The 23809-nt window shown below is 67.9% G+C and carries 21 protein-coding genes and 2 pseudogenes; 13 read left to right on the top strand and 10 right to left on the bottom strand.

The window, feature by feature from the left end; translation table 11 throughout:
* The 6 genes from OG594_RS46565 to OG594_RS46540 all read right to left on the bottom strand — a co-directional run bounded on the left by OG594_RS46565 (position 1) and on the right by OG594_RS46540 (position 8620).
* Entirely contained in the window at positions 1-777 is a 777-nt protein-coding gene (locus OG594_RS46565) for a hypothetical protein (RefSeq protein WP_266609027.1), read from the bottom strand.
* A complete protein-coding gene (locus OG594_RS46560; RefSeq protein ID WP_266609025.1) occupies positions 774-2354 on the bottom strand; it encodes a hypothetical protein in 1581 nt (526 codons plus the stop codon). Before OG594_RS46560 ends, OG594_RS46565 begins: the two co-directional genes overlap by 4 nt.
* A 425-nt stretch (positions 2355-2779) precedes the next feature.
* Positions 2780-3865, bottom strand: coding sequence for an ATP/GTP-binding protein (locus OG594_RS46555; RefSeq protein ID WP_266609024.1), 1086 nt, complete (start codon positions 3863-3865; stop codon positions 2780-2782).
* Positions 3866-3890: 25 nt separating this feature from the next.
* Positions 3891-6062 (bottom strand): Mu transposase C-terminal domain-containing protein, encoded by a 2172-nt coding sequence (locus tag OG594_RS46550; RefSeq protein ID WP_266609022.1) that lies wholly within the window; start codon positions 6060-6062, stop codon positions 3891-3893.
* 38 nt (positions 6063-6100) lie between these two features.
* Positions 6101-6814: a TnsA-like heteromeric transposase endonuclease subunit gene (locus tag OG594_RS46545; RefSeq protein ID WP_266609020.1), complete on the bottom strand. Its 714-nt coding sequence runs from the start codon at positions 6812-6814 to the stop codon at positions 6101-6103.
* Between the two features lie 540 nt (positions 6815-7354).
* Positions 7355-8620, bottom strand: coding sequence for an IS701 family transposase (locus tag OG594_RS46540; RefSeq protein WP_266601835.1), 1266 nt, complete (start codon positions 8618-8620; stop codon positions 7355-7357).
* Positions 8621-8803: 183 nt separating this feature from the next.
* Here OG594_RS46540 and OG594_RS46535 point away from each other — a divergent pair, with 183 nt between their 5' ends.
* Positions 8804-9442, top strand: coding sequence for a hypothetical protein (locus OG594_RS46535; protein ID WP_266609018.1), 639 nt, complete (start codon positions 8804-8806; stop codon positions 9440-9442).
* 162 nt (positions 9443-9604) lie between these two features.
* Positions 9605-11800 (top strand): transcriptional regulator, encoded by a 2196-nt coding sequence (locus OG594_RS46530; protein ID WP_266609016.1) that lies wholly within the window; start codon positions 9605-9607, stop codon positions 11798-11800.
* On the opposite strand, the gene OG594_RS46525 is transcribed toward OG594_RS46530, so the two are convergent.
* Positions 11797-12846 (bottom strand): TniQ family protein, encoded by a 1050-nt coding sequence (locus OG594_RS46525; protein ID WP_266609014.1) that lies wholly within the window; start codon positions 12844-12846, stop codon positions 11797-11799. The genes OG594_RS46530 and OG594_RS46525 overlap by 4 nt on opposite strands.
* 116 nt (positions 12847-12962) lie before the next feature.
* On the opposite strand from OG594_RS46525, the gene OG594_RS46520 reads away from it, so the two are divergent.
* The 5 genes from OG594_RS46520 (at position 12963) to OG594_RS46500 (ending at position 16789) form a co-directional block, all read left to right on the top strand.
* Positions 12963-13520, top strand: a complete 558-nt coding sequence (locus OG594_RS46520) for a hypothetical protein (protein WP_266609012.1) — start codon at positions 12963-12965, stop codon at positions 13518-13520.
* A 29-nt stretch (positions 13521-13549) separates the two neighbouring features.
* A complete protein-coding gene (locus OG594_RS46515) occupies positions 13550-14536 on the top strand; it encodes a hypothetical protein (RefSeq protein ID WP_266609011.1) in 987 nt (328 codons plus the stop codon).
* A gap of 118 nt (positions 14537-14654) precedes the next feature.
* Positions 14655-15110: a hypothetical protein gene (locus tag OG594_RS46510; protein WP_266609009.1), complete on the top strand. Its 456-nt coding sequence runs from the start codon at positions 14655-14657 to the stop codon at positions 15108-15110.
* Positions 15111-15116: 6 nt separating this feature from the next.
* The gene (locus tag OG594_RS46505) at positions 15117-16454 is read left to right on the top strand and encodes a hypothetical protein (RefSeq protein WP_266609007.1); all 1338 of its coding nucleotides are present in this window, start codon (positions 15117-15119) and stop codon (positions 16452-16454) included.
* Positions 16455-16516: 62 nt separating this feature from the next.
* Positions 16517-16789 (top strand): hypothetical protein, encoded by a 273-nt coding sequence (locus tag OG594_RS46500; RefSeq protein ID WP_266506122.1) that lies wholly within the window; start codon positions 16517-16519, stop codon positions 16787-16789.
* A gap of 176 nt (positions 16790-16965) precedes the next feature.
* On the opposite strand, the gene OG594_RS46495 is transcribed toward OG594_RS46500, so the two are convergent.
* Entirely contained in the window at positions 16966-17895 is a 930-nt protein-coding gene (locus tag OG594_RS46495; protein ID WP_266506119.1) for a hypothetical protein, read from the bottom strand.
* A gap of 292 nt (positions 17896-18187) precedes the next feature.
* Between OG594_RS46495 and OG594_RS46490 the strand changes: the two genes are divergently transcribed.
* The 6 genes and pseudogenes from OG594_RS46490 to istB form a co-directional block, all read left to right on the top strand.
* Positions 18188-18451, top strand: coding sequence for a helix-turn-helix transcriptional regulator (locus OG594_RS46490; protein WP_266609005.1), 264 nt, complete (start codon positions 18188-18190; stop codon positions 18449-18451).
* Positions 18452-18607: 156 nt separating this feature from the next.
* Positions 18608-18994, top strand: a pseudogene (locus tag OG594_RS46485) (DUF6083 domain-containing protein); the annotation flags it as partial.
* Between the two features lie 255 nt (positions 18995-19249).
* Positions 19250-19468 (top strand): hypothetical protein, encoded by a 219-nt coding sequence (locus OG594_RS46480; RefSeq protein ID WP_266609070.1) that lies wholly within the window; start codon positions 19250-19252, stop codon positions 19466-19468.
* A 165-nt stretch (positions 19469-19633) separates the two neighbouring features.
* A complete protein-coding gene (locus OG594_RS46475; protein WP_266609003.1) occupies positions 19634-21049 on the top strand; it encodes a UvrD-helicase domain-containing protein in 1416 nt (471 codons plus the stop codon).
* Positions 21050-21107: 58 nt separating this feature from the next.
* Positions 21108-21287: a hypothetical protein gene (locus OG594_RS46470; RefSeq protein WP_266609001.1), complete on the top strand. Its 180-nt coding sequence runs from the start codon at positions 21108-21110 to the stop codon at positions 21285-21287.
* A pseudogene (istB, locus tag OG594_RS46465) lies at positions 21272-21937 on the top strand (IS21-like element helper ATPase IstB); the annotation flags it as partial. The gene OG594_RS46470 and the pseudogene istB, both read left to right, overlap by 16 nt.
* Here istB and OG594_RS46460 read toward each other — a convergent pair.
* Together OG594_RS46460 and OG594_RS46455 are read right to left on the bottom strand one after the other, a co-directional pair.
* Entirely contained in the window at positions 21925-22353 is a 429-nt protein-coding gene (locus tag OG594_RS46460) for a hypothetical protein (RefSeq protein ID WP_266609068.1), read from the bottom strand. The pseudogene istB and the gene OG594_RS46460 sit on opposite strands and share 13 nt — an antisense overlap.
* 876 nt (positions 22354-23229) lie before the next feature.
* Positions 23230-23808 carry an ATP-binding protein gene (locus OG594_RS46455; protein WP_266608999.1) on the bottom strand — a complete coding sequence of 193 codons (579 nt, stop codon included), beginning with the start codon at positions 23806-23808 and terminating at the stop codon, positions 23230-23232.
* Position 23809 lies beyond the last annotated feature (1 nt).

Below are 23809 nucleotides of genomic sequence, written 5' to 3'. Positions count from 1 at the left end.
TCACATCTCCTCGCTGTCGGTGCGGGTGTCAGTGTTGGGAGCGGAGTCTGCGTCCTGGGCCCGCCGGATGTCGCGCAAGGTCTCGAACGCAGGCATCGCCGCAGCTTCACCTACCTGAAGCCGGAACCTATGCAGCAGCCGGTAGTGCCCGGCGCCGAACTCCGACGCCGGCATCGCCATGCCCTGGTGCACCAGCCAGTCCAGCGCTTCGCGGATCACACTCTGCGTGCTCGACTGGGTGACCCCACGCCCTCCCGCGGTCGGCTTCGCCGGCGGGCGCCTCTCGTACATCCGCCACACGGCATCGACGGCCGGCTCAGGGACCGGCAGCCCGTCCGCCCCCCTCGACGCCGTCCTCAGCTGCTCCACCAGGTGCCGCAGGAAGGCGTCCACCTCACCGACACTGATCCGCTTGACCGTCTCGTCCTCCAGGTCGTGCTCGGTCGGATACACACGAGCCGCAATCGCGACGTGCACCAGCCCAAGCACCAGGCGCTGCTCCGCCGACCGCTTCAGATCGTCCTTGAGCCGATAGGTGAACAGTCCTCCGTCCTGGGCATGCAGGACCAGGCCTTCCTGGGGGTGTGCGGCGATCACCTGCACACCCAGCCCCTGGGAGATAGCTTCGACTCGGTCCCGGAAGGCCTTGTCCATCCGGTAGCGCTGCAGCAGATCCCGATAGCGCGCGTCGGCCAGCGGACGCAGCTTGGGCCGGCACCCGTACCGCACCAGCTCCGCCGCGTCCTGGAGATCCTCCAGAACCGCAACTGTGCTCATGCCACAGCCTCCTCGAGCAGACGCTCAACGATCAGAGAGTGAGCTGGTACGACGAGCAGGTCGCTGCCGCCGTAGAGGCCGTTGTCGAAGCACGCGCCGTCGTCCAGGACCACCAGTTGCTCGCCCAGCAGATCCGACAGGTCGTGCACGCCAGCCCCGTCTTCGCCCTCGGGATCCGGAGCGAACGCCGCCAGCACCGTCAGCGCGAGAACGTCGGCCACCGCCGGACCGAAGGGCAGGGCGTCGGCCAGCAACTGCGACAGCCGCACCGGCCCGGCCAGAGCGTGCGCCAGCACTCTGCGGGCCTGCGCGTAGTCGAGGTCACTGTGACCAGCAGCGTCCGCCGTTAGATCGTCATTCGTCAGCTCGACGACCTCGTCGTCCTCGAACGTCCCACTGCCCTCCCGCGCCGGTGCCAGCAACAGGCTCCACCAGTCCCGAAGCCGCGGCAGACGCGCCACGACAGGCCCGCTCAGCGCATCGGTGAACACCTCAGTCACCTCAGCAGCCTCAGCCGCGCCCAGCTCCAGCAACGGCAGCAGCACATCGCCCTGCAGAGCCACCCTCGACAGCTGAGGGATCGGCCGGAAGCGCTGTTGGGCCTGCGACTGCAGGAACGTCGACCGGGCCCCCAGTACCTCTTTGAGTAGTTGTGAATGCCGGTGATGTGCTCGCTGCAGCAGCTGCAGGATGCGCATACAGGTCAGCAGCACATCGCTTTCCTTGATCCCGTCGCGTGCCGTGCGCATCAGCTCGATCAGCCCTTGCTCAGCCCGCTGCCGCTCCAGTAGGTGGCCGCGCGCCGAGTCAAGGAGATCCGGCACCTGACGTCCCCAGTCCACGGCCCGCACATCGCGCTCGGTCTCCCGCAGCACCACCCGGATTCGCTCCGCGTACGCCAGCGACAACTTCAGGCTCTCCCCGGCACTCTCTTCCGCCCGGCCCCACCGCCCGCTGCGTACCTGGCGGCGTAGGATCTCGTCCTTCGCCGCCTGGTGATCCTCCACATCGACATCCATCCCGGCCAGCAGCAGATTGATCGCCGGCACACTCGCCCGCAGCACCGCCCGCCCGCTCCGCCCGATCTCCTCGCTCAGCAGTCGCACCCCCAGCTCCTGTCGGCAGTGCCCCTGCCGGTAATCGCTGTAGGCAACGGCGAAGTCCAGGCCGCCCTGCTGGTCATTGAGGAGCTCCCGCAGCACGAACCGAGCCACGGCCTCGTGCTCGTCACCGTCCCGGGCTGGTGCAGCATCACAGGCCAGATCCACCAGGAACTCCACCACAGCCTCAGTGGTCGCCTCCTGGTCCAGGCCCTGCTGGTGCATCACCGCCTCCAGCGCCGCCAGTGCCAGGGTCCGAGGGTCATACACATCAGCAGGAAACTGCTGCCACGCCTGCCGCAGATCCAGGCGGTGCAACGGGCTCGAGCGGGCCAGGACCGTACTGCGCCGAACAAAACCGGGATCGGACACCAGCGACTTCCACCCGCCCGTGTCACTGGGTCCGGGAGCCGCGGCCAGCAGCTGCCGCTCCTCGCTGTCCAGCAGCCGATCTGCACTGCCGAAATCGTCATCCAAGAGAAGAACCACCTTTACCTGGCAAAGCGCGCTCTTAGGTCGTGGCGAAGAGTGCAGCACCTGCTTATGACAATCCAGGCGAAAAAGGGGTAACGCTCTCATCACGGTGGCGGACGGCCACACGGGTGATCTTCCAGCGTCCATTCGCTCCTGAGTGGGACTTCAGGCCAGCAACCCTTGCCGCCAGCCCCAGATCTCAGCGGCACGCCGGTAACCGTTGCGATGCTCCGGCATCCATCCACGAGTACGCCTGACCGGCTTCATTCGCAGGGTGCTGGTGCCCGGATCCGGGAGCTGCCTCCAGCTGGTGCCCGTGTCCAGCAGCCAGCAGCACCTTTGGAGCGAGTGTGCGCAGAGTGTTGACACACCAGGCCGTAGACGGAGGCGGGCTGTGAGGTGCAGTGACGGCGCAGTGATGGGATGAGTCAGAACTGCAAGATGGGATCTTCTTCGAAGACGCCGACCAGCTGATTGTCAAGAAGTTCGCTGGTGATGGCCTCGATTCCCGTCTCGATGGCTTCCTGCGCACTCTGGCAGATGAGATGGGACAGGGGCTTCATGTATCCGCCGGTGCGCCGGTGCAGGTGTGCGGCGAGGTTGAGAAGGTCACCTGGCGTGTGCTGGCGCAGACGCAGGCCTTGGTCGAATGCCTTGATCACTTCGTGGAACAGTTCGTAGTCGTCGGTGCTGTAGGGGAGGGGTTGCACGGCGAGGGTGGGGACACCGCCCGAACCGGGGCCGGCCGGGCCGGGCCGTTTGCCCCGGCGTGCCTCGTTGACGACTTCGCGGGAACCGGGCCCGCAGTACACGAAGGACACGTTGCATTCGGCTGCCAGGTAGCCGAAGTAGTCGAAGGCTGTCTTCAGTTCGGAGTTGTCCAGCCGGTCGATGCCGTCGACCAGGACCAGGCGTGTCCCACAGGCCTTTATTACGTGGCAGACGGGCCCGGTCATGTCAGTGCTGCGCTGCCCGCTCTCCGGATCCTTGGTGTGCCTGTGCCCGAGGAACTCGGCGAAGGGGATCGACATGTCCAGCTTGCTCCCCGGGGCGAGTGGGGTATTGATGTGGATGACCGGGATGCGCTTCTGTGTGCCGGGCGGCAACTGGGCACGGACGATCCCTTCGTAGATCCGGCCGATCTGCCGCAGCACGGTGGTCATGCCGGTTTCGCCGGGACCGTCGATGGCCAGATCCAGAGGGCCTTCGCTGCGAGGGCTGCTGGCCAGCCACAGACGCCGGGCCACAGCGACCGCTCTTTTCAGAACGGGGGTCTGCACCGTGTGCATGGTGGCGTGGTAGCGGATGCGTACGTCGTCGGGCCCGAGGTGGGAGCCGGCTGGAGGGCAGGTGTCCAGATCGGGAGGGACGACGACACGGTCAAGCAGGGCTTGCCAGCCCTGCAGGGTCGTAGCGGGCAGCATCAGCCCGGCGCCGCCGGACGGCTCGGGAAAAGACATGGCACAACGCTCCAGGGACACAAGGCTGCAACGTCCGGTGAGGAACCAGCCCACCGGCCGGATCGTGCGCAGATGCGGACTACGCCTCGGCGGAACCGGACGGCGGCTGAGGGCGCGGGTCGCTGCCCGGCTGCTGACTTTCCTGCCCCGAGGCCTGGCACATCCGTTGCAGGTCGGAATCCATGATCGGCAGGCTTGCGACACTGTCGTAGTCGGGTACGGGGATGCCACGGTAGGGATCCTCGCCCGGCAGTGGTCCGACGTACATGCCGCGGTCGACGGGTGCCGGCTTTCTCGGTTCGTTGCGGGCGGGGCCTCGGCCGGCACGTTCCAGAAGCGAGCGCACGGTGCGGGCGATGGCGAGCTCGTCGCGGGTGCTGCCGCCCTGCTCGAGGTGGTCGGCGGTGGCCTGGTCCCACACGTGCTCGCTCCACGCGTCGCCGATCAGCCGCTGGTAGACGTAGTCCGCCTCCACCCAGGCGCCCGCTCGGTGGTCCTCGAGCCACACCTTCTCCGGCTGGTAGGGGTGGTAGCGCACCGGCCATCGCTGCCCCTTGCCCGGCCAGCCGGAGGTGGCATTGCGATACGGGCCGAGACCGCGATGGTCGTAAGTGCGGTTGTTCAGGCGGATGCCCTTCTCGGTCACCCTCACCCACGCGGTCGGCAGGAGCCGCAGCCGGTCCTCAGCGCTCAATGCCAGCGGCACGTAGCCGCTGCTGGCGACGTGGGCGGCGAACACCTGGTTCGGTGTGCGCGGCGGCATCGACGGCAGGAACGGATTGCGCAGCTCGTCGTGCGGCCGCTGTTGCCAGCCGATGGCGATCCACTGCTGCAGGAAGTCGTTGATCTGGTCGATCCGCCACAGCCGCTCGCCGGCGACCTTCTTACCGCGGTGGTGGAGGTCCTTGCCGGTGTAGCCGGGCAGGAACTGGCTGAAGAGCGATTTGACCGACCCGAAGGTCCGCTCGGTGATCGCTTTGTGCGTGGGGGAGTTGTAACAGGCCGGGCGGACAGAGATGCCCAGCTGGGCGCAGGCGTCCATGAATGCCCGCCCGGCGAACACCTTGCCGTTGTCCATGACGATCATCTCCGGGATGATCACCGGCCGGGCGGCCGCGCCCTGCATCCGTTCATCGGCCTGGACCAGCCCCGCGTAGGGCAGACCGGATCCTTTCGCACGGGCCTTGAGGGACCAGTGCGGGCGCATCGGCTGCGGGGTACACATCTCGGCCAGCAACATCAGGGCGTCCACCGCCTTGGTGGCCCGGCCGCCGTGACGGCGTGAGGAGCGGCCGGTCTTGACACCGCTGGACTTGGGCCGGATGACTGCGGCAAGAACGCTCCGGCTGGCCACCTCGATCGCCGCGGTCAGCTCCAGTGGGACGGCCCGGCCGGTCTCATCCAGGCCCAACAGGTCCAGGGAGGTGGTGTCGATCTGCACCTGCTCGCCGAGAGTCGTTGGCATGGACAGCGTGAACGGAGGTTCGGCACGAAGCTCGTCGCGTCCTCGGTGGCTGGTTTCCTTGGCGCAGAGGATGTTGAGCCGATCCAGCAGCCGGTAGAACGTTGCCCGGGACGGCATCAGCTTTTCCGCCTCCTTCTTGAACTTCTTCACACACGCTCTCCTCAGGAACTCGAACAACCGCGACCTCGTACCAACAGAGCGGTTCTTATGCCGCTCGTGCACCTTCCACAGCAGCTGCACGACCTTCTCGTCGACCCGCCCCTGCCGGCTCGGGCTGCGCACCCGGCGTTTGTCGACCAGCCCCCACACGCCCTGCTCCAGCCAGGCCAGCCGCTTGCGCTCCACCGTCGCCGCCGATACCGGGTGATGCGCCGCACGCAGCTCGGCAGCCTTGACCTCGTAGCGATCCCGCAAGGTGGTGTGCTGCGGGTCGTAGCAGGCGCGTGGCGTGGTGCCCGGAGCGGCGAACCCCGGCAGTCCCGTGTGGACCTCCAGCACATGGTCCAGCCAGAACTCGACCTCCTCACGGGCCTTGCCTGGTAGCCCGTCCAGCAACCCAGCCCCTCCCAGGCCGCGTCCTGCGGCCGACGCCTGTCGGGCCGTGACGGTACTGTCGGGCACTGCACCTGGCTCAGTCAGCACGCGGAAACCGGGTGAGTTCTGCAGCGCCTCCACCAGGACGACAGCGTCCTCGCCGTCGGCAGCCTGACTGAGCAGGTGAGCACTGGTGCCCTGCAGCGCTGTCACCAGATAGGGCTGTCCCTGCCAGTGGACGACCTGGCCCACTGCAACTGTGCTCGGTCGTGCCGGCGCACGCACCGCCATCAGCGTGCCCCCATCGACCACACCAGGGAATGGGCGGGAACGAAAGGCTGGGTCCAGTCGATGAGCAGCCCCCGGGACCAGATCAGGTGCAGGGCCCGGGCGACGGTGGGCAGTTCGGGCAGGCCGCTGGCCCGGATCCCCTCGGCGAAGGGCTGCGGCCTGGCAAAGACCTGTTGCAGAATCCGCTCAGTCTCCGCATCCCGCAACCGCGTATGCCGCCACCGTGACAGCCGCTGCCGGTTCCGGCCTACCACCGCATCCTCCACACCATCGTGCACACGTACCCGCCAACCGGCCTGCCGGCCCGCGGCCTGCAGCAACTCCTGTGCCTGCGCCCAGCGACCCGTGCCGTCACCAGGCCGGCACATCAGCAGCATCGCCTGCCCGTCAGCCATCCGAACAAAGAAGTCCGGTACACAGCTCGGGGCGCTGCCTGCCCAGCTCAGCCGCACCGGCCACGCCGCGAACGTCACGACCTGCGGATCGAACTCCAGCGACAATGCTGCTTCCCGGACCTGGAGTGTGCCGCACCCGACAAGCCGAGCCTGATCGGCAAGCCGCCACCAGGTCGCGATCGCCCGCCTGCCCCGGTACCGCTCCGGCTGCCACACCGGCTCATGCCGCTCCAGCCGTACCTGACGCAGCTCACTCACCGGCCGATCCACCAGCCGTCCGGCATCGGAGCGCACCTGCGCCCACACGACGTCGCCCACACCACACTCCACGAGAACACAGGTCATCGCCCCTGATCGCTGGGGTCGTGGGGACACCTTGGCGGGCGGCATGCGGCCAGAGAAGCCTTTTCGGTCGAACGCGCTCGAACGGGCGATGCGATCAATAGCCCGCACTTCTCGAACGGGTGTATCCGTCAGTGTGTTCATGCAGGTCATCGATGCAGAACCGTTCACCTGTAGGTGCGAGGACTTGTTCGAGGTGGGCACCCTGCGGTGCGAAACGCGGCGGATGCCTGGCCGCGGTCCTGGAGGGGGACAACCATGAGTTCCGCACCGCCGGCACGCAGATCGGCCATCGCACGTGCCGCCCGTCAGTACTGACGGCACCTGCCCCAGCGCAGGGTGATGAAGGCCGCGCACCGTATTCGCTGGGCCTCACCTTTGGCCCCTCGCGGCCCCGATGCCTAGTAGTGCTTGGTCAGGTTGGTGTTGGTGTGGGTATGCCGCGGTGGCAGGTGGGGCAGACGCCGGTCCATGTCGCGAGGAGGGTCTGTAGCTCGCGAACGATGCGGTAGAGGCTCAGGCCGGCGCCGTGTCTTTTGGGGCTCTGGCCAGTCGTTGCAAGGTGCAGAAGGCGTGCGCGACGGAGACGAGGGTGACGTGGTGGTGCCAGCCGTTGAAGGTGCGGCCCTCGAAGTGGGCCAGGCCCAGGGCCTGTTTCATCTCGCGGTAGTCGTGCTCGATGCGCCAGCGGAGCTTGGCCAGGCGGACCAGGGTGGTCAGCGGGGTGTCGGCGGGCAGGTCGGACAGCCAGAACTGGACGGGTTCGGCCTGGTCGGCGGGCCATTCGGCCAGGAGCCAGCACTCGGGCAGCTCCGGGCCGTCGGCCGCCTGGCGGACCTCGCGGCCGGCGGGCCGGATCCGCAGGGTCACGAACCGCGAGTAGATCCGCTTGAAGCCGCTGCGGCCGGTGCCGGGCCGGGAGCCCTCACGCCATTGCACCGGCTTCGCTGTTTTCCGGCCGGCCGCGATGACCAGCTGTTTCACCGACTGCGACTTGTCCGGGTACTTCGCCACCGGCCGGCGCCCGATCCCGGAGTACGGGTCAGCCACGGGCACCGCGTGGCCGGGCTGGGCCGAGAGGGTGGTGGAGATTCCCACGACGTAGTTCAGGCTCCGGGCCTGCAGGCCGTGCCGGAAGGCGGCCGCGTCTCCGTAACCGGCGTCCGCAATGGCCACCGGCACCTCGATGCCCCAGGAACGGGTCTCGTCGAGCATGTCGAGTGCGAGCTGCCATTTCTCCACGTGCCCGATGTCGTCGGGGATCTGGCAGGCGGTGCGTCGGGCGACCTTGTCGGGGTCTGCCTTCGGCGAGGCGGGGTCCCAGGTCTCGGGCTGGAACAGCCGCCAGTCGACCGCCGCCGAGGCGTGATCCGAGGCCAGGTGCAGCGAGACTCCCACCTGGCAGTTGGTGACCTTGCCCGCGGTGCCGGTGTACTGCCGCGACACACACGCCGAGGCATTGCCGTCTTTGAGGAAGCCGGTGTCATCGAAGACCAGCACGGTGGGCCGGATCGCCTTTTCCATCTTCCAGGCCAGCCGGGCCCGCACATGCGCCGGATCCCACGGGCTGGTGGTGATGAAGTGGGCCAGGGCCTGACGGTTCCCGTCCTCGCCCAGCCTGGCGGCCATCGGCTCGACCGACTTGCGCTGCCCGTCCGTGAGCAGGCCCCGCAGGTAAACCCGCCCCCACCGACGCTGATCCTTCCGCGCGAACGGCTCGAAAACCTCCGCCGCAAAGTCCTCCAACTCGCCACGTACAGATGCAATTTCCTCCGGCGTCACACGTCTAGAACGACACACCGAGCCCTTAGGACACGCAACGCCAGCCCCAACCTGACCAAGCCCTACTAGTGCCAGACCCCGGAACTGGCCTGCCTGCCCGAAGGACGCACAGCCCCTCGGGCATCAAGTGATCGTCTGCACCTCAGCTGCCCTCCCCTCCCCATCCATCGTGAGGAGACCAGAGTGACCACCCTGAGCTTCGCCACAAGCCCCCAATGCGACCTCGCCGCACCCCCACACCTGACCGAGCCCTTGTACCGACTCGCCGCCCTGATGCGCAGCATCAACCGGCCCCTCGATGCCACGGAACTCGAGACGACGGCGGCGGCGCAGTCTGTCCTGGACACGTCCTACGCTCGGCTGGCTCATTTCCAGGACCTGAGTCTGAACCCGCCCCGGGGCATGACCCGCAGGCAGTGGGGCGAGGTGAGGCACCGTACGCGTGAGGCAGGGGCCGGCGTCGACTGGCTTCACGAACACTCGTCTCTGCCCAACGCCGACGCTCTGCTCGTCAACGGTGCGGTCGCGGTGCTGCGGACCGCCGCACAAGGTGAACAGTCCATTCGGCTGGTCCAGGAAGTCGGCACGGTTCTGTACGGCCTCGGCTCCCACTGCGCCGCCATCGCCCTCGCAGAACAGGATCCGATCCAGGAAGACCGGTGGACGGACGCACCGACCGCGACCAGCGCCCGTATCGCCCGTGCCGCGCTGCACATCCTCATCCAGGCCAGCCGCATCAGAGGCTGGGACGACGCAGAGGAACAGTGCCGCATCGGCCTTATCGAGCAGGCATGTCACCTGACACAGCGGATGGCGGCGTGACGATGAAACTCCCGCAACACGTGCAATCCATCATCGACTCCCCAACCAGCAACGCACACGTGCTTGCCGGCGCCGGCCTCAGCCGGTGCTTACGCCACCACACCCCGCCGCGCCGAAAGTCCCACACCCGTGAGCGATGCCATGCAAGCCACCGAAGCCCTCATGACTCGCGGCCCCCGACCGCCCGGCCTTCCTGCCCCGGTCGAACGACGCCGCCTGCGTGAGGTGTGGGGAGCCACGCTGGAAGAGTTCGCCAGCGCCCTCGGCAAGGACGTGCCGGACATGGAGGCATGGGAAGCCGGTCAGGCCCAAACCGAACCCCCCGACGACATTGCCTACGCCCGCCTGCTCCAGCGCATCCGTGAACACCTGCCCGTCACCTACGAGCCGGACTGGGCGGCCCTGCGCCGCACCGTGCACAACACACCGAGCGGGAAGCCACACGTGCTGTGCGACGGCTGCGCCCAGGAAATCGGCCCGTGCGAGCGCTGCGGCCTGCCCACCACGAGCAGACCAGGCGGACGCTGGCTGCACCGCGGCACGACCTGCACCCTTAGCGGCCCCCTCCCCTCAGGCCAGTCCGACCCCTTGATGTGCCCGCCCCTGCAACTGCCGCCCCGACGACTGGACTTCCCGGCAGGGCCCGTGGCCGTGATCGACTACCGCGACGGCGCGCTACTCGCCCACCTCAGCAAGGACCGCACCAGCGACTGCCCCCAAACCCTGGCCGAACTGCTGGTCTGGACCCACACCGAGGGCCTAGGCGCCGTGCGGCTGCACAGCAGAGGACACCACCAGTACCCTCTGCTCGTCCTCACCGGCGCGGCCACCCCTGTCGTCGGTCTTCCGCTGACGCTCAACGACCCGATCGGCCGCCTGCTGCCATCCGGCCATCCGGCCCTGCACACCCTCAACGCCAAAGGATGGCAACCCGTTGGACGCGGCATGGGCCCCTGGAGCCGCCTCCAGGCCCGCACCGCCCCCCGCGGTCGCGTCACCGTGCACCTGGCCGTGCAGCCCTGGGTAGCCCTATCCGACGCCGGCTGGGAACTGGACGCACTCACCCCTGAGCACCTCACCAAGCTCCTGGCCAGGTACGCGGATACAGTCATCGTTCCGCAGGGTTCCACAGCCACCTGCGGAAGCCGGCTCATGACAGCACTGCGTCCGCCCAAGCAATGGACCGGCGACGTCGCCACCAGCAAGCGCATCCTCGCTCCCCCCGTGCGCGGAGCATTGACCGAACCACGCGCCCCAGCACCTCCCGAAGCACCGCCCGCCCATCCCGTGGCCCGGGGATGGGACCCGGTCGACGTGCAGTGCGAGGAGCCCTTCGACTGGTGCCGCGACCCCACTGCCCAGGAACTCGGCGACTTCGACTACGTCGTCGGACTGGACACCAACTTCGCCTTCGCCAACGCGGCAGGCCGCATCAGGGTCGGCTACGGCCCCGTCAGCCCCACACCAGAAGACCTGCCCGACTTCGACGCCTCCATCCCGGGCTGCTGGTACGCCGACCTCTCGCACATCGCCACCGACCCCCGACTGCCATCCCCCTTCACCCCCACCGGTGCCCCGCCCACCGGCCCCGCCTGGTACGCCACACCCACACTCGCCTACGCCCAGCGACAGCTCAGAGCCACCATCAAACCGATCAAGGCCTACCTGAGACGCGACCCCAGCGGCCCCTACCTGGAGGACTGGAACGCCCGCCTGCGCCAGGCCTACAACACGGGGCTCCACCGTCTCGGCATCGACCCCACAGCCACCGGCCAAGCCTTCTTCCACGCCCGCGACCAGGCACTGGTACTGGGCGACCCGCTGGACTGGGACCTCCTGCGCCTGATCAAAGCCACCGCCAACGGAGGCATCGGCAAACTCGCCGAAGGCCCCACCGACCTCGAACGGGACCCCTACGAGCCCTGGCCGGCGCTGCGCAGAGTGAACTGGCGCCCCGACATCCGCGCCGCGATCATCGCCGCAGCCCGGACCGAACTGCACCGCAAAATGCACCTCATGGCCGCCACTACAGGCCGCTACCCCCTGGCCGTCCTGACCGACTGCGTCGTCTACCCCGCCACCCGGCCCACCCCTTTCGACCTCCTGCCCCCCGGAGACCCCGCGAGCGAGAACACGCTGCGTAGCTTCACCTTCGGCGCTCGCTTCGGCCACGTAAAGCTCGAAGGGACCGCCTCCATGGCCTGGGCAGCCCGAGCGACACAGGCCGGACTCAACCCGGCCAGCTGGATCAAAGACCCCACCGCCGCTTTCGACGACCCCACAGAAGAAGGCCCCTCGCCATGCGACGCGAACCTCACCGCCCCGCCCGAACCCGACACCTCCTGGAGATTGTTCTAAGCAGGAAAACCTTCACCGTCCCACGTCACACTCGTCATCGGCTCGCCCAGCCGCCACGGCAGGCACGACATCTGCTCCCACGGGGCCTCCACCAGGCGCTGGTGCGGCGCCAGCGCCCGCATCTGCATTGCCCGGTATCCGGGCGGAGGAGGCGAACCGGTCAAACGCGCCACCACGGGAACGCTGTTGCGATGGGCCATCAGCCACAGATGCAGCGCACGCTCACCCCCGGCTGCCAACTCCTGCGACAGCCCCAGCCGCTCACCCACCCACCGGCTCCACCGACCCGTGTGCCAGCGCGTCGTCTGCCCGTCGAAGCCCCTTCCATAGCAGCGCTGCCTCTCACGTACCGCCATCGCTTCCGCCAGCGTCACCACCTCCGGGTACACCACGATCGGTACCGCCCACAGACGCCGCCGGGTCAGACCGAGCACTGCTTCACGCCGCGCCCAACCGTCCGTGGAGGCCATCTGGAAACAGCTCCACCAGTACACCGACACCTGAAACGCATCGGCCAAAAGAGCCTGTCCGTAGGGACCTACCCGTCGCTCGAAGCGCCGGCGCCGCTCATGGGCCAGGACCACCTCAGGCAGCCCCTCCAGACTCATCTGCGAGCGGCTTCCCGCGCAGCCCAGCCAGCGGGCGTGGCGTCGGCACACATCAAACGCCTGCACTGCCACCAGCCACGCCGGCGGTCCATCGCCCACCGCCCGGCAGCAGAGTTCGCACTGCTGGACCACCCCCTGCCCCTGCGGCCACACCACCACGCGCACCGCGCTCCCGCGCACCGGCCGCCGTGCCGTCGGTAGCGCCCGGCGCAACTGATCCACCGTTCGCCCCGCCAAGACGGACAAATCCTCGACCGCTGCCTCCCCGAGCCGGACCTCCACCGCCTGCGGATCGATCTCCCGCCGAGTACCGCCCACATATCCCACAACGTCCGCAGCCCGAAGCCCGTTGGCCGCCGCAAGCCGTCCAATGAACGAAGCCACCGACTCGCCCGCAACCAGCCTCACCGACAGCGGTAACGCCCCCACCGCGCCCACTTCAGCCTCCGTCCCGCACTCCTAACCACATCCGGGAACCCTCCTACTCCATACCGGACATAAAGAGATATCGAACGTCGAAGTAACCACTCCAACGAGCCCGCCAAGGAGGCGGCATGAGCGTCCTCACGCAATCCATCAGCGAAGCCCTCGACATCGCCGACCAGCGGCACTGGACCAGAACCCCACCCCGGTCCCACACCGACCGCCTGGACTACCTCATCGCCCAACTCGGCACACGCCAGACCGCTGCCCGCTTACAACTCCAAGAGCCCTTAGTCAGCGCCGGACCATCCAGCCTCACCGACGAGACATGCCAGGCGATCGACAGAGAAGTACGTCGCATCTGGCAGCTCACGGAACGCCAAGCCCTCCACGGCACTCTCGTACGCAACAACGCGCAGGTCATTGTGCGCTTCCGGGCCCGGTTCGGGTTCAGTGCCGCACGAGGCTCCTCGAACGACAGCCGGCTGCGCTTCCTCGCCCCCCAGCTGCTCCCGCAGCACGCTGCAGACCTCTTCGCCGCCCGCCACCGCGACGCTGAGGAAGCCGAACTCTGCCGCATCCTCGGCGACGCAATTGGCGCTGCCTACTTCTTCCGCCGCCTCGGCCCTCACCAGACCCAGGCCGCCGCAGCCATCACCGACCTCGACTTCGTCGAATTCCGCTACTGACAGCGCCACTTAAGGAACCATCCTCAATCATGCTGATCTATGCCTTCCGCGACGCCCACGGAACCTGGCACGGAGACCCGCACGCCGAGATCTACGAAACCCAGCCCGGACGAGGCGCCCTCACCCTCCCTCCCACTCCACCGGGCGGGACCCCCGGCCTCTTCGATGGCCAACGCCTCGACGTTCTGTACGCAGCCTGCGACCTGGAAGCCAGCCAAGACAGCTACCGACTTGATGACGGCGGCGCCTTTCTGGCCACCTGGCACGTCCACGAACTCCTCTCCCCGGCCTACCTGCCTCCGCACACCGAACCCACTCGTGCCTCACCTGCGCCCCAGAGGACGTCCAGCGTGAAACTGGAACTCCGAAGCGAAGACCGTAGGTACAGCCTCTCCGCCGACTTCCTCGGGGAGGGCCGCATGGAGCTCACCGCCATCGTCTGCACCCTCGACGGCATCGTCCAGGGCGAACTCACCGGAGAGCTGGACACCTGCGACCTTGGCGAAATCGGTCGCCTCATCGCCTCAGTACCCGCTACCGCGCCAGGCCGAAGCGGCGCCCCGGACATCCCTGCCTCGACCGTCAAAGCCACCCGCCACGGAGACGCCTGGACGGCTGAAACACACGACTACCTGAAAGACCACTACCAGGCAGGCAAGACCCCCCAAGAGCTGGCCCAAGACCTGGGACGCAGCGAGAAATCCATTCGCTGGAAGCTCCACAGCCTCGGCCTGGCCCCCTTCCCCGCCGACCTCGCGCCCAGCCAGCGAACCTCCCCCCAACCCAAAGCGCCCAAGGCCTACACCGTGGAAGAGAAGCGGCAAACCCATCCCAACGCCTATAAGCCGTGGACCCCCGACGACGAGCAGCAGCTCGGAGAACGGTGCGCCCAGGGCGCCTCCCTCGAAGACCTGGCCCAGGAGTTCGGCCGGGACCTGGGAGCGATCGCCACCCGCCTGCTGAAGATCAACGCTGAAGGTCCAGCAGTCGACGAGGTAGCCGGGTTCGGCGCCTGACGGGCTGGTTTCGGCCGTCAGTTCGATCAGAGTGGATCGGCGGTTGCAGCATCCGGCAGGATGGAGATCGCGAAGCGCATGTCGCACTCATCGCCGCGACCGCAGGGGGGCGGAAGCTGTGTCGTTTGCAGAGGAATGGGCCGAACAGAAAGCCATCGTCGTCGCCCGCCAGCAGGAGTTACCGCAGATGCGGTTGAACACCGCCGAAGCAGGTGGCGACCACCTTGGCGTGCCACCCGGTCAAGGCGATGGATTTGCGGTGAATGCTTCATCCATCGACGGGAGCTCGCACCTGCTCATGGAGGTTGCAGGCCTTCTCTACGAAGGCCGGATGGACGGCGAGAACGCGACGACCTGCCGCGCGCCGCGCGCACACGCAGACGTTGCATCGAACGTCGAGGTCTTCGCCCGCTTCGCCCAGGACCAGTACAACGACATGGTCCTGCTCCTTGCTGCACTGTCCACAAAGCTCAGCTCCGCCGGCAACGCCTACACCGTCGTCGATCAAGGGGTGCAGGCACAGATGAACGGGATGCTCGACTGCGGACGCTATCTCTCGCCCGAGAGCCGGTGACCGGTCGTGGCATACCGCAAAGAGGTCGCGTTCCTCGAAGAGGTCAATCCGGCACTCATCGGCCGTAACGCGGCCGAGTTCCGGCGCCTTCACACGCTCATCGAATCCGCCGACGACGCGTTCCGCAAGGCAGCCAAGGTCGAGTGGGAGAGCGATGCCCGCGACCGCTACACAGCACGGCTCGGCGAAACCAAGACCATCGCAGACGCCCTGGCAGGAGCATTCCGCACCGCCGGGTCGGCCCTCACTCTGTACGCCGAGGCCGTCACCACCGCCAAGTGGCACTATAAAAGCGGGAAATACACGGAGAAGAAGCTCTCCGAGGTCATGGCACGGGAGAGCGACGCGACCACCCCGACGTGGCGCGCTGCGGAGCCCCTGCGACAGTGGGAGGACATGCGGGCCACCACCGGCGCGCTCGACTTCCTCGCCGAGCTGGCGGTCGACGTCGACGCGATCCGCGAGGAGGCCGACAGCTTCTACAACCAGACCAGGAACCACTACGGCGATGCCCTCCGAGTGGAGTCCGAAGCGAGGGAGAAGTGCATCGCGGACATCAAGGCCGCGCATAAGTCCATACCCGAGTTCCAAGGAACCCTCCCGGACCCTGGAGCGTTCCTGAAAAGCCTCAGACCGTTGCGGACCGAGGCACGACAGGCGAGCGACAACCCCTATGTCCGGCTGCCCGGGGCTGGGGTCAAAGTCGATGCGATCCCCAGCACCGGGAGCGACGTAGTCGTCTCCGAAACCCTCATGCGCATCTCGAACCTCGTTGACGGGCTACCAAACGCCCACGGAAACAACTACTGGCTTCCCTCCAAGTCCGACGAGGGTCGACGCGATTACATCTTCCATAACAGCGAACTCATCAAGGCTGCAGCGACCGAGTCCGGGCTTCCGCCCGAAATGGTCGCGGGCATCGCCTGGCAGGAAGTCGAAGGAGATCCGGGAGTCCTGGACGACTTTGCCCGCGCGGGACGCAGCATCATTCCCGGCAGCGAAGACCCCGACCGAACCTCGATGGGCCCCTTGTCCATCCAGGTCCGCCGTGCCGCCGAAGTCCTGGGTTACGACCCCCAGCACCTCACGGAGACGCAGCGCGAGGTTGTGGTGGCCGCTGTGAGAGACCCTGCGAAGAACATCTTCATCGCCTCCGAGTACCTTGCCCAGCTCAAGGCCGAGAGCGGCTTCGCCGACGTGCTGCCGGAGGAGATGACACGCGAACAGATGCGGGAGCTCGCGGCCCGCTACAACGGCGGCCCCTACTACGAAAGCAGCGGCGCACAGGCCTACGGTCGTCTGTTCGACGGCAATCTGGACGACGCCGGGAGAGCGCTGCAGTGAACGAGACGAGGACCATGACCCAGCAGCACCCCAGAAGCGCCTCGCATCAGATAGGCGCTGCCGTGTGCACCCTTTTCCTGACCCTGGGCAACCTGGCGACCGGATACCTCCTCCTGCTCGCCTATGCTGCGGAACCTGCCGGCCCCTGGGACAGTGAAAGCGTCGCCCACTCCAATTTCGCGGCCGGCCTGGCCCTGGCCTTCTCCGCCGTGATCGCACTCCTCACATGGGTGTTCGTGAAGGCCGAGTGGCTGCGTAGATGGTGGTTCACCCTGCCGGCACTGCTGGCCTTCGCCGCGGTCCTGCGCCTGACCCTCCTCGTGCCTGAGCTCTGACGCCTGGACAAGTTGATCCTGGTCGTGTGCTGAGGATCTCGGAGGCTGAGCAGAGGGGGAGGAGGTCCGGTGCTGGATTGTGGCGAGGTTCGTTCGGGTCTGGGCGATCGCTCCGTGTCCACCCCCGGTCTCCTCGTCCTCAGCGAGGCGCGCTCCATCCCATCGATCCCTGCCTCTCATGGCTGGACCATTCCCCCGGGCGAAGCCCGGGGGGTGCCTGCGCCAGCCGGCCGCCAGTGCAGTTCTGCTGCCGAGAAATGCAGCGACCAGGGAGACAGCGGACCGGTGGCGCAGAGCACCTCCACGGTCTCCCGGAGACGGTCCTCGGGCAGGGCGCAGATACGGGCGAAGTCCGCGACGTCGACGCTTCCGCAGACGGCGCCGGGAGGTAGAAACGCGTTCAGCGCGACTGCTGTCAGCCGCACTGTGGCCGACTGCGCGCGGGTCGCGGGGGAGTAGGCCGCACGCAGGGCCAGACCGGCCGCCTGTGCGCGCAGAGCCCGCCCTGGCGCCTGGGTGAGGACCGTCGCGTCCAGCAACTGTGCCTGGTGGCCTCCCGAAGGGCTCCGTGTGTGATGTAGCCAGCGGGCCTCCACCAGTTCCTGCCACGCCCCGGTCGCTTGGCCGGCCAGGAGCATGCCGCGCAGGAGACCGTTGGGCATGCGCACGCGCCCGTGCCGGTCCGCGCGCAGTGCGCACTGCAGGGCGAGCAGGCGGGCCTGCGGGCCGGTGGACGGGGGTAGGGCAGCCGCGAGGTACGAGAGCATGTCGCGAATCCGCTCGTGGGGGCCGAGACCCGGAGGCGCGGGGGAGCGGCGCGGCCTGCTCCGTACGGGCGGGGTGCCGGCCGGTGTCTCGGGGACGACGGCGGCGTCGTGGGTTGCAGCGGCGCAGTTGGTGCAGACGTCGGCCAGCCGCCACAGGCGGCCGCCGCGTTCGCGGGCGAGGACCAGGGCGATCGGTCCGCCGCAGCCGCGGTGGCGGGGGTGCCAGCGGCAGCCCCGTTCGTGACACTGGCAGGTCCGCAGATGCCGCGGCAGAGCATCGAGCCTGGCATGCCCGGCCAGGTGAGCCAGCGCGGCCGAGCGGGCTGTCGCACCACGCACGCGTGCGGCCGCCGGACCGCACTGAGGGCAGGCGAGTTGAGGGCCGTGGGGCTGCGGTCGCAGTTCCACGGTCCACGTGCGCCGCACTGCCAGGTGGGGCGTCCAGAGCCTCATCGGCCGGCCTTCCTCATCGACCGCCAGGCCTCAGCCGTAGACGGGCCGCCACCGGGGAGTCGGGGCGACGGCCGCACCGTAGTGCAGACCTCTGCCCTACGCGAGGCCGGTGTCACCTGCGGAAATAGGGCAGAGGTCTGCACTGACAGGGCAGGGGTCTGCACCGTCCGATGGTGTGGTGACGATCTTGCCGCCCGAACCGAACCTCGACGCGCTACGCCAGGAACTCGCGCACCTGAGGGGCGAGCGCGGCTGGAGCTACGACGAACTGGCCAGCCGGACTGGCTTGTCCAGGCGCACCCTCATCGAAATCGAGCAGGGTCGCACCACTGGCTCCCTGCCCACCTGGCATGCCCTCGGCCACGCCTTCGACGTCCCCCTCGGCGGCCTTTTCGCGGCACTTTGCGACGGCCACGAACCGCCCGGCGGCGAGAGCCGCTAGGCGCCGACTGCTCCTACCCGCAGACCACCCGAACCGGTGACGCGGAGGGAACGAACGAGCGATGCCCGAATGCGCGCCCACCATGGTTGAGCCAGCCGGGCGACAGCAGCGGTGCGGCCCCACGATCGCAGCGTGTCGGCTGGAATCTTCCCGGTCATGTGCTCCACCCACGCCCGATCGGGCCGCCTCCGGAACAGCAGCTCACCCCGGCACCGCCACCGCGCTCTGTGCGTCGCCACGGGCAGCCCCAGCCACCTGCTCCGCACGGCGCAGGGCGGCCCGTGTGCCGACTGCGGCAACCAGGTCCACTGGTACCTAGGCGTCGAACATCAGCCCGTCTGCCTCCACCCGCACGAACTGCCCACCGCAGCCGTCCCAGAGGTCCACCGCTGGCACATCGGCGCAGGAATCGCCTACCCGGCGGGCGACGGAAGCCCCTGGTGCCGCATCGCCCACCGCACCCTCTGCCCAGCACGCGACACCCCAGAGTCCCTGACACAGCACCTCGTCAGGCTGCGCCAGCACCTCGCCCTGCAGACCCGGCGCCTCCTCGACGACGGTGCCTTCACGCCACCTAGCCGACGTACCACTGCCGGATCTCGACCCACGCCACCGTGCCAGCCCGCCAGGCCGGTCGTGGACCTTCTCGGCAGCCGCTACCTCGCTACACAGCCCATCGCGGAAATCCGATGCGTTGCCCGGACCCACAGAGGCACCCGCTGCCTGAACCGTGTCCTCGCGCTGCGGAAGCCACGCGGCACCTGGAGGCTCACCACCCTCCTGCTTGGCCGCCCACCGGTGCTGCCCGCAGTCGAAATCGCCGTCTACGACCTCGGGCACCTGGCCCGCGCCGAACAGCACCGCTGGCGCGCCCAGCGCTGCCCCGCCCACGCCCTGGTTCCCGAAGCCGCAGACATGGCGCCGGAGGACTGGGAGATCTTCGATCCCCTGCTCCACCACCAGCACATCGCCACCCGGCTGCCCATGGGCCAGGCCCGGCATCGAGGACGAGCGTGAAGGCCACCCCAAGGCCGTGCACCATAGCCAGCGGAAAAGCCCCCGACGTGCGGTGAGAATCCCCGTCAGCCGGTGCCGCGCTCTCGATGCCGCACTGATCCGGCCGGCTCACCACGTGCAACAACCCATCCCACCGCCCCCCTGCCCACGCGACGGAGCGACCACGTGCTGAACCCCACGGATGAACAGGCCCACGCCGCCGACCGCTTCCGCGCCGGCGACCACATCGCTCTCCAAGCAGGGGCGGGCACCGGCAAGACCACCACCCTGGCCCTGCTCGCCACAGGAACCAGACGCCGCGGCCGCTACCTTGCCTTCAACAAGGCCATCGCGCTGGACGCCGCCAGCCGCTTCCCCGGCCACGTCACGTGCAAGACCGCACACTCCCTCGCCTACGCCGCAGTAGGCCACCGATACCGGTCCCGCCTGGGCAGCGCCCGCCAGCCCAGCTGGAAGACCGGACAAGCCCTCGGCATCACCAAACCCGTCCGTGTCGGAGAAAACGACCTCTCGGTCAAAGTCCTCTCCCACACCGTTCTGAAGACCCTCACCCGGTTCTGCTACTCAGCAGACCCTGCCATCACCAGCCGACACATCCCGCACCTGCGCGGCCTGGACAACGCCGACCACCACAAACAACTCGCCTCCGCCGTACTCCCGTTCGCCCGCAAGGCTTGGAAAGACCTCCAGTGCCCCGAACGGGGGGTCGTCCGCTTCGAACACGATCACTACCTGAAAATGTGGGCCCTGTCCGAGCCGAAGATCGACGCCGACTTTCTCCTCCTGGACGAGGCGCAGGACACCAACCCCGTCGTCGAGCAGGTCTTCACGGCCCAGCGCGGACACGCCCAGCTCGTCATGGTCGGAGACTCCGCCCAGGCCATCTACGGCTGGCGCGGCGCCACCGACGTCATGACCCGCTTCGACGGCATCCCCCTGGCCCTGACGCAGTCCTTCCGCTTCGGTCCGCACCTCGCCCGCGAAGCCAACCGATGGCTCGCTCTCGCCGGAGCACCCATCCGCCTCCAGGGCACGGACACCATCCCCACCCGGCTCGACACCGTCGAGACCCCCGACGCCGTCCTGTGCCGTACCAACATCGGCGCCATGACCCAGGTTCTCACCCACCTCCAGGCCGGCCGCCGCGTCGCCCTCACCGGCGGAGGGGAAAGCCTGTGCAGCCTCGCGCTCGCCGCCCGAGACCTCAAGAACGGCCGTCCCACCAGCCATCCCGAGCTCCTTCTCTTCTCCTCCTGGGGTGAACTCCAGGACTACGCCGCCTACGACCCGGCCGGCGCCGACCTCCAGCCCTTCGTCGACCTGATCGACACCCACACCCCCGAGGCACTCCTCGCCGCAGTCAGCCAACTCGTCGACGAACAACTCGCGCAGGTCACCGTCTCCACGGCCCACAAGGCCAAGGGCCGTGAATGGCCAACGGTCCAGATCGGCAACGACTTCAGGCCGCCCAAGGACGCCGCGGAACCCGACGCCTGGCTTTATTCACGGGTTGTGAAGTCAGTTGTTCACGGGTTTGGGAGGCGCCCAGATCCACGGTCGGGTGATGTTCACGAGTTTTGAAGTCACTGGGGTGCTTGCCAGGGCAGCATCGGGATGCTCCTGGTGAAAGGTCCTGGTCATGCCGCAGATGTCGAAGGTCGAGCTGTACACGGCGATCCGGCGCGACCACCGTGGCGGCATGAAGATCCGGGAGATCGAGCGCAAGTACAACGTGTCGTGGCGGACGGTCCGTAAGGCTGTGGACTTGGTCTGGCCGGAGCCGAGGAAGCAGCTGCCGCCGCGGCCGACCGGGCGATGAAAGACCAGATGACCTACCGCGGCTTCCTCGCCGAGCTCCTGATGGCCGAGTGCGACGACCGGTCCCGACGCCGGTCGGAACGACGGATCAAGGCAGCCGGCTTCCCCCGGGACAAGTCGTTGCGGACCTTCGACTTCGACGCGGCCGCCATCCATACCCTCGCCAGCTGAGAGTGGATCAAGAAGAGCCAGCCGCTCTGCCTGATCGGCGACTCCGGGACCGGCAAGTCTCACATGCTGATCGCCCTGGGAACCGAGGCCGCGATGGCCGGCTACCGGGTCAAGTACGTGCTGGCGACGAAGCTGGTCAACGAACTTGTCGAGGCCGCCGACGAGAAGCAGCTGACCAAGACGATCGCCCGCTACGGCCGCGTGGATCTTTAGTGCATCGACGAACTCGGCTACATGGAACTCGACCGCCGCGGCGCCGAACTCCTCTTCCAGGTCCTGGCCGAACGCGAGGAGAAGAATAGCGTCGCCATCGCCTCCAACGAGTCCTTCGGCGGCTGGACCAAGACGTTCACCGACCCCCGCCTCTGCGCGGCCATCGTCGACCGTCTCACCTTCAACGGCACCATCATCGAGACCGGCACCGACTCCTACCGCCTCGCCAGCACCCGAGCCCGAGCCGAACAGGTTCAAGCCGGCTGACGAGACACGGCCGCAGAGGCCGTCGCCTGCTGCCGATTGAGCTTCTCCAAGACGCTGTCGCGGAGAAGCTCGTACTCCTGCCGGAGCCTGCGCCATTCGGTCAGGGGTGGGCGGAGAATCACGATGCCTCCGGTGACGATCTCCTCCGGCCCAAACTGGTCGCGGGTCAGGTCGATCTCGATGCCCATGCCCAGGCGGTTCCACCAGTGGTAGTCCACACGCTCTCCGTTGACGTGGACCTCTCCCCGGATCAACTCACCTCCCAGCAGGTCATTGAGCACCATGGCGGTCACCCCGCACTGATCCCGGGCCGGGTTGTCCTTGGTCCAGCGCGATCGGAACTCAGGCGTGCACGTCTCAGCACTCCAGCTGCTGCGAACGGCTCGTTCGATGTCGGTGAGAAGCAACGGTGTCATGACGGTGATCTTGTCAGCAAGCACTGACAACGGCCGGACGCTGGCAGCCACGCAGCCGGCTGCTGCCTTCAAAACTGACGAACATCTCCCGCCTCCTCGGCCACCGACTGCCTCCCCAACTCATCGACAAACGCTGTCGGTGGACGGGTTCTGGCACAACTTCTGTGGTGCGGCGCCGTCGCCCGGCAGAGCCCGGTCGGTGGGAGAGGGAATCGCCACGTCGGCGGCTTGGGCGACGTCGGGCGACCGGCCCACGTGACGCAACACCACAGAAGTTGAGCCAGAACCGGTGGACGTGAACAAAGCCACGACGCCCAAGGCCGCCCCGTACCCGGCCCCATCGACGATGCAGAGGCGCGCTTGGCCTACGTTGCGGTGACCCGGGCCAGGGGCTGCCTCGACCTCGGCGGCCTGGCCTGGATCCATGACCACCCCGGCGGCAATCCTGTGTGACACGGTCTCGGTCCTCGCGGATCCAAGACCACGTGCATCCGCCCCTTCAGCGCCCGAAGAGGACAGCCGAGCAGAGACCGAACGAAGGACTGCTGTGCGTTGAACGACCTTGCCCGGCCCGGTGAGCGGCCGTACTCGGGCTGTAATGCCCTCGCCGTTCACCGCACGGAACGCGAACCCGGACAGCACCATCGGTAGCGCCCGCACTGTTGGGGGCTCCCTGAATTTCCCTACCGTGCTTGCCTGCACCCGGACCTGCTCGCCCTGATTCCCCGCTTGTCGCGGCGCGGCCAGGGAACCTCCCCAAGCCCTGTGTGGGTTGCCGATCGAGTGGAGGTCAGGCACACGGGTCGCACGGATCTCCAGCTTTCAGGTCCGTCGGGGCCGTCGGCGTAGCCCGTACGGACTCATCCTGGCGAGGGTCTATCGCCGAGGGTTGAGTGACGGTTGTGGTGTTCGCAGGAATGCCTGAATCTCGGAGGTTCCGGGCGTGTAGCCGTCCGATGTGTCCACGACCAAGGTCGGGACGTCGAGGCTGATGGCCTTGAACTGCTCGGGGTCGTAAGTGCCGGCTTCCATGTCGGCGAGCAGGGCCTCATCGCCGTGGGCCGCCCGGTGGCTGTCGGTGCGGGCGCGCTCGGTGATGCGTTCGGTGATTGTCGAGGTGGGTGTGGTGCACCGGATGATGCGCAGGTCGGCGAGGCCCAGGAGGGGCTCCAGGCCTGGTCGCCAGAGCCGGTCCTGGAAGGCCGCCTCCGCGACGAGGGTGACCCCTGCCTGAAGGAGGACGGTGATGGTCTTGAAGAAGACGTCCAGCGTGGGGATGTTGAGAGGGTCGTCGCCAGCGGTCTGGTGATTTGGGGTGCTCATGACCATGCCCTGTTTGATCTCGTCGCGGATGACCGCCGGGCAGCCCAGCTGCTGGGCGAGGGCGCGGGCGAGCGTGGTCTTCCCAGTGGCGGGAGGGCCGCTGACTACGACGAGGGTCGGGCGGTTTTGCATG

Origin of the sequence: Streptomyces sp. NBC_01214, from assembly GCF_026340975.1 — a bacterium.
Taxonomy (GTDB): Bacteria; Actinomycetota; Actinomycetes; order Streptomycetales; family Streptomycetaceae; genus Streptomyces.
The sequence above is the reverse complement of the archived record's forward strand: the minus strand, read 5'-3'. Positions and strand labels throughout refer to the sequence as shown.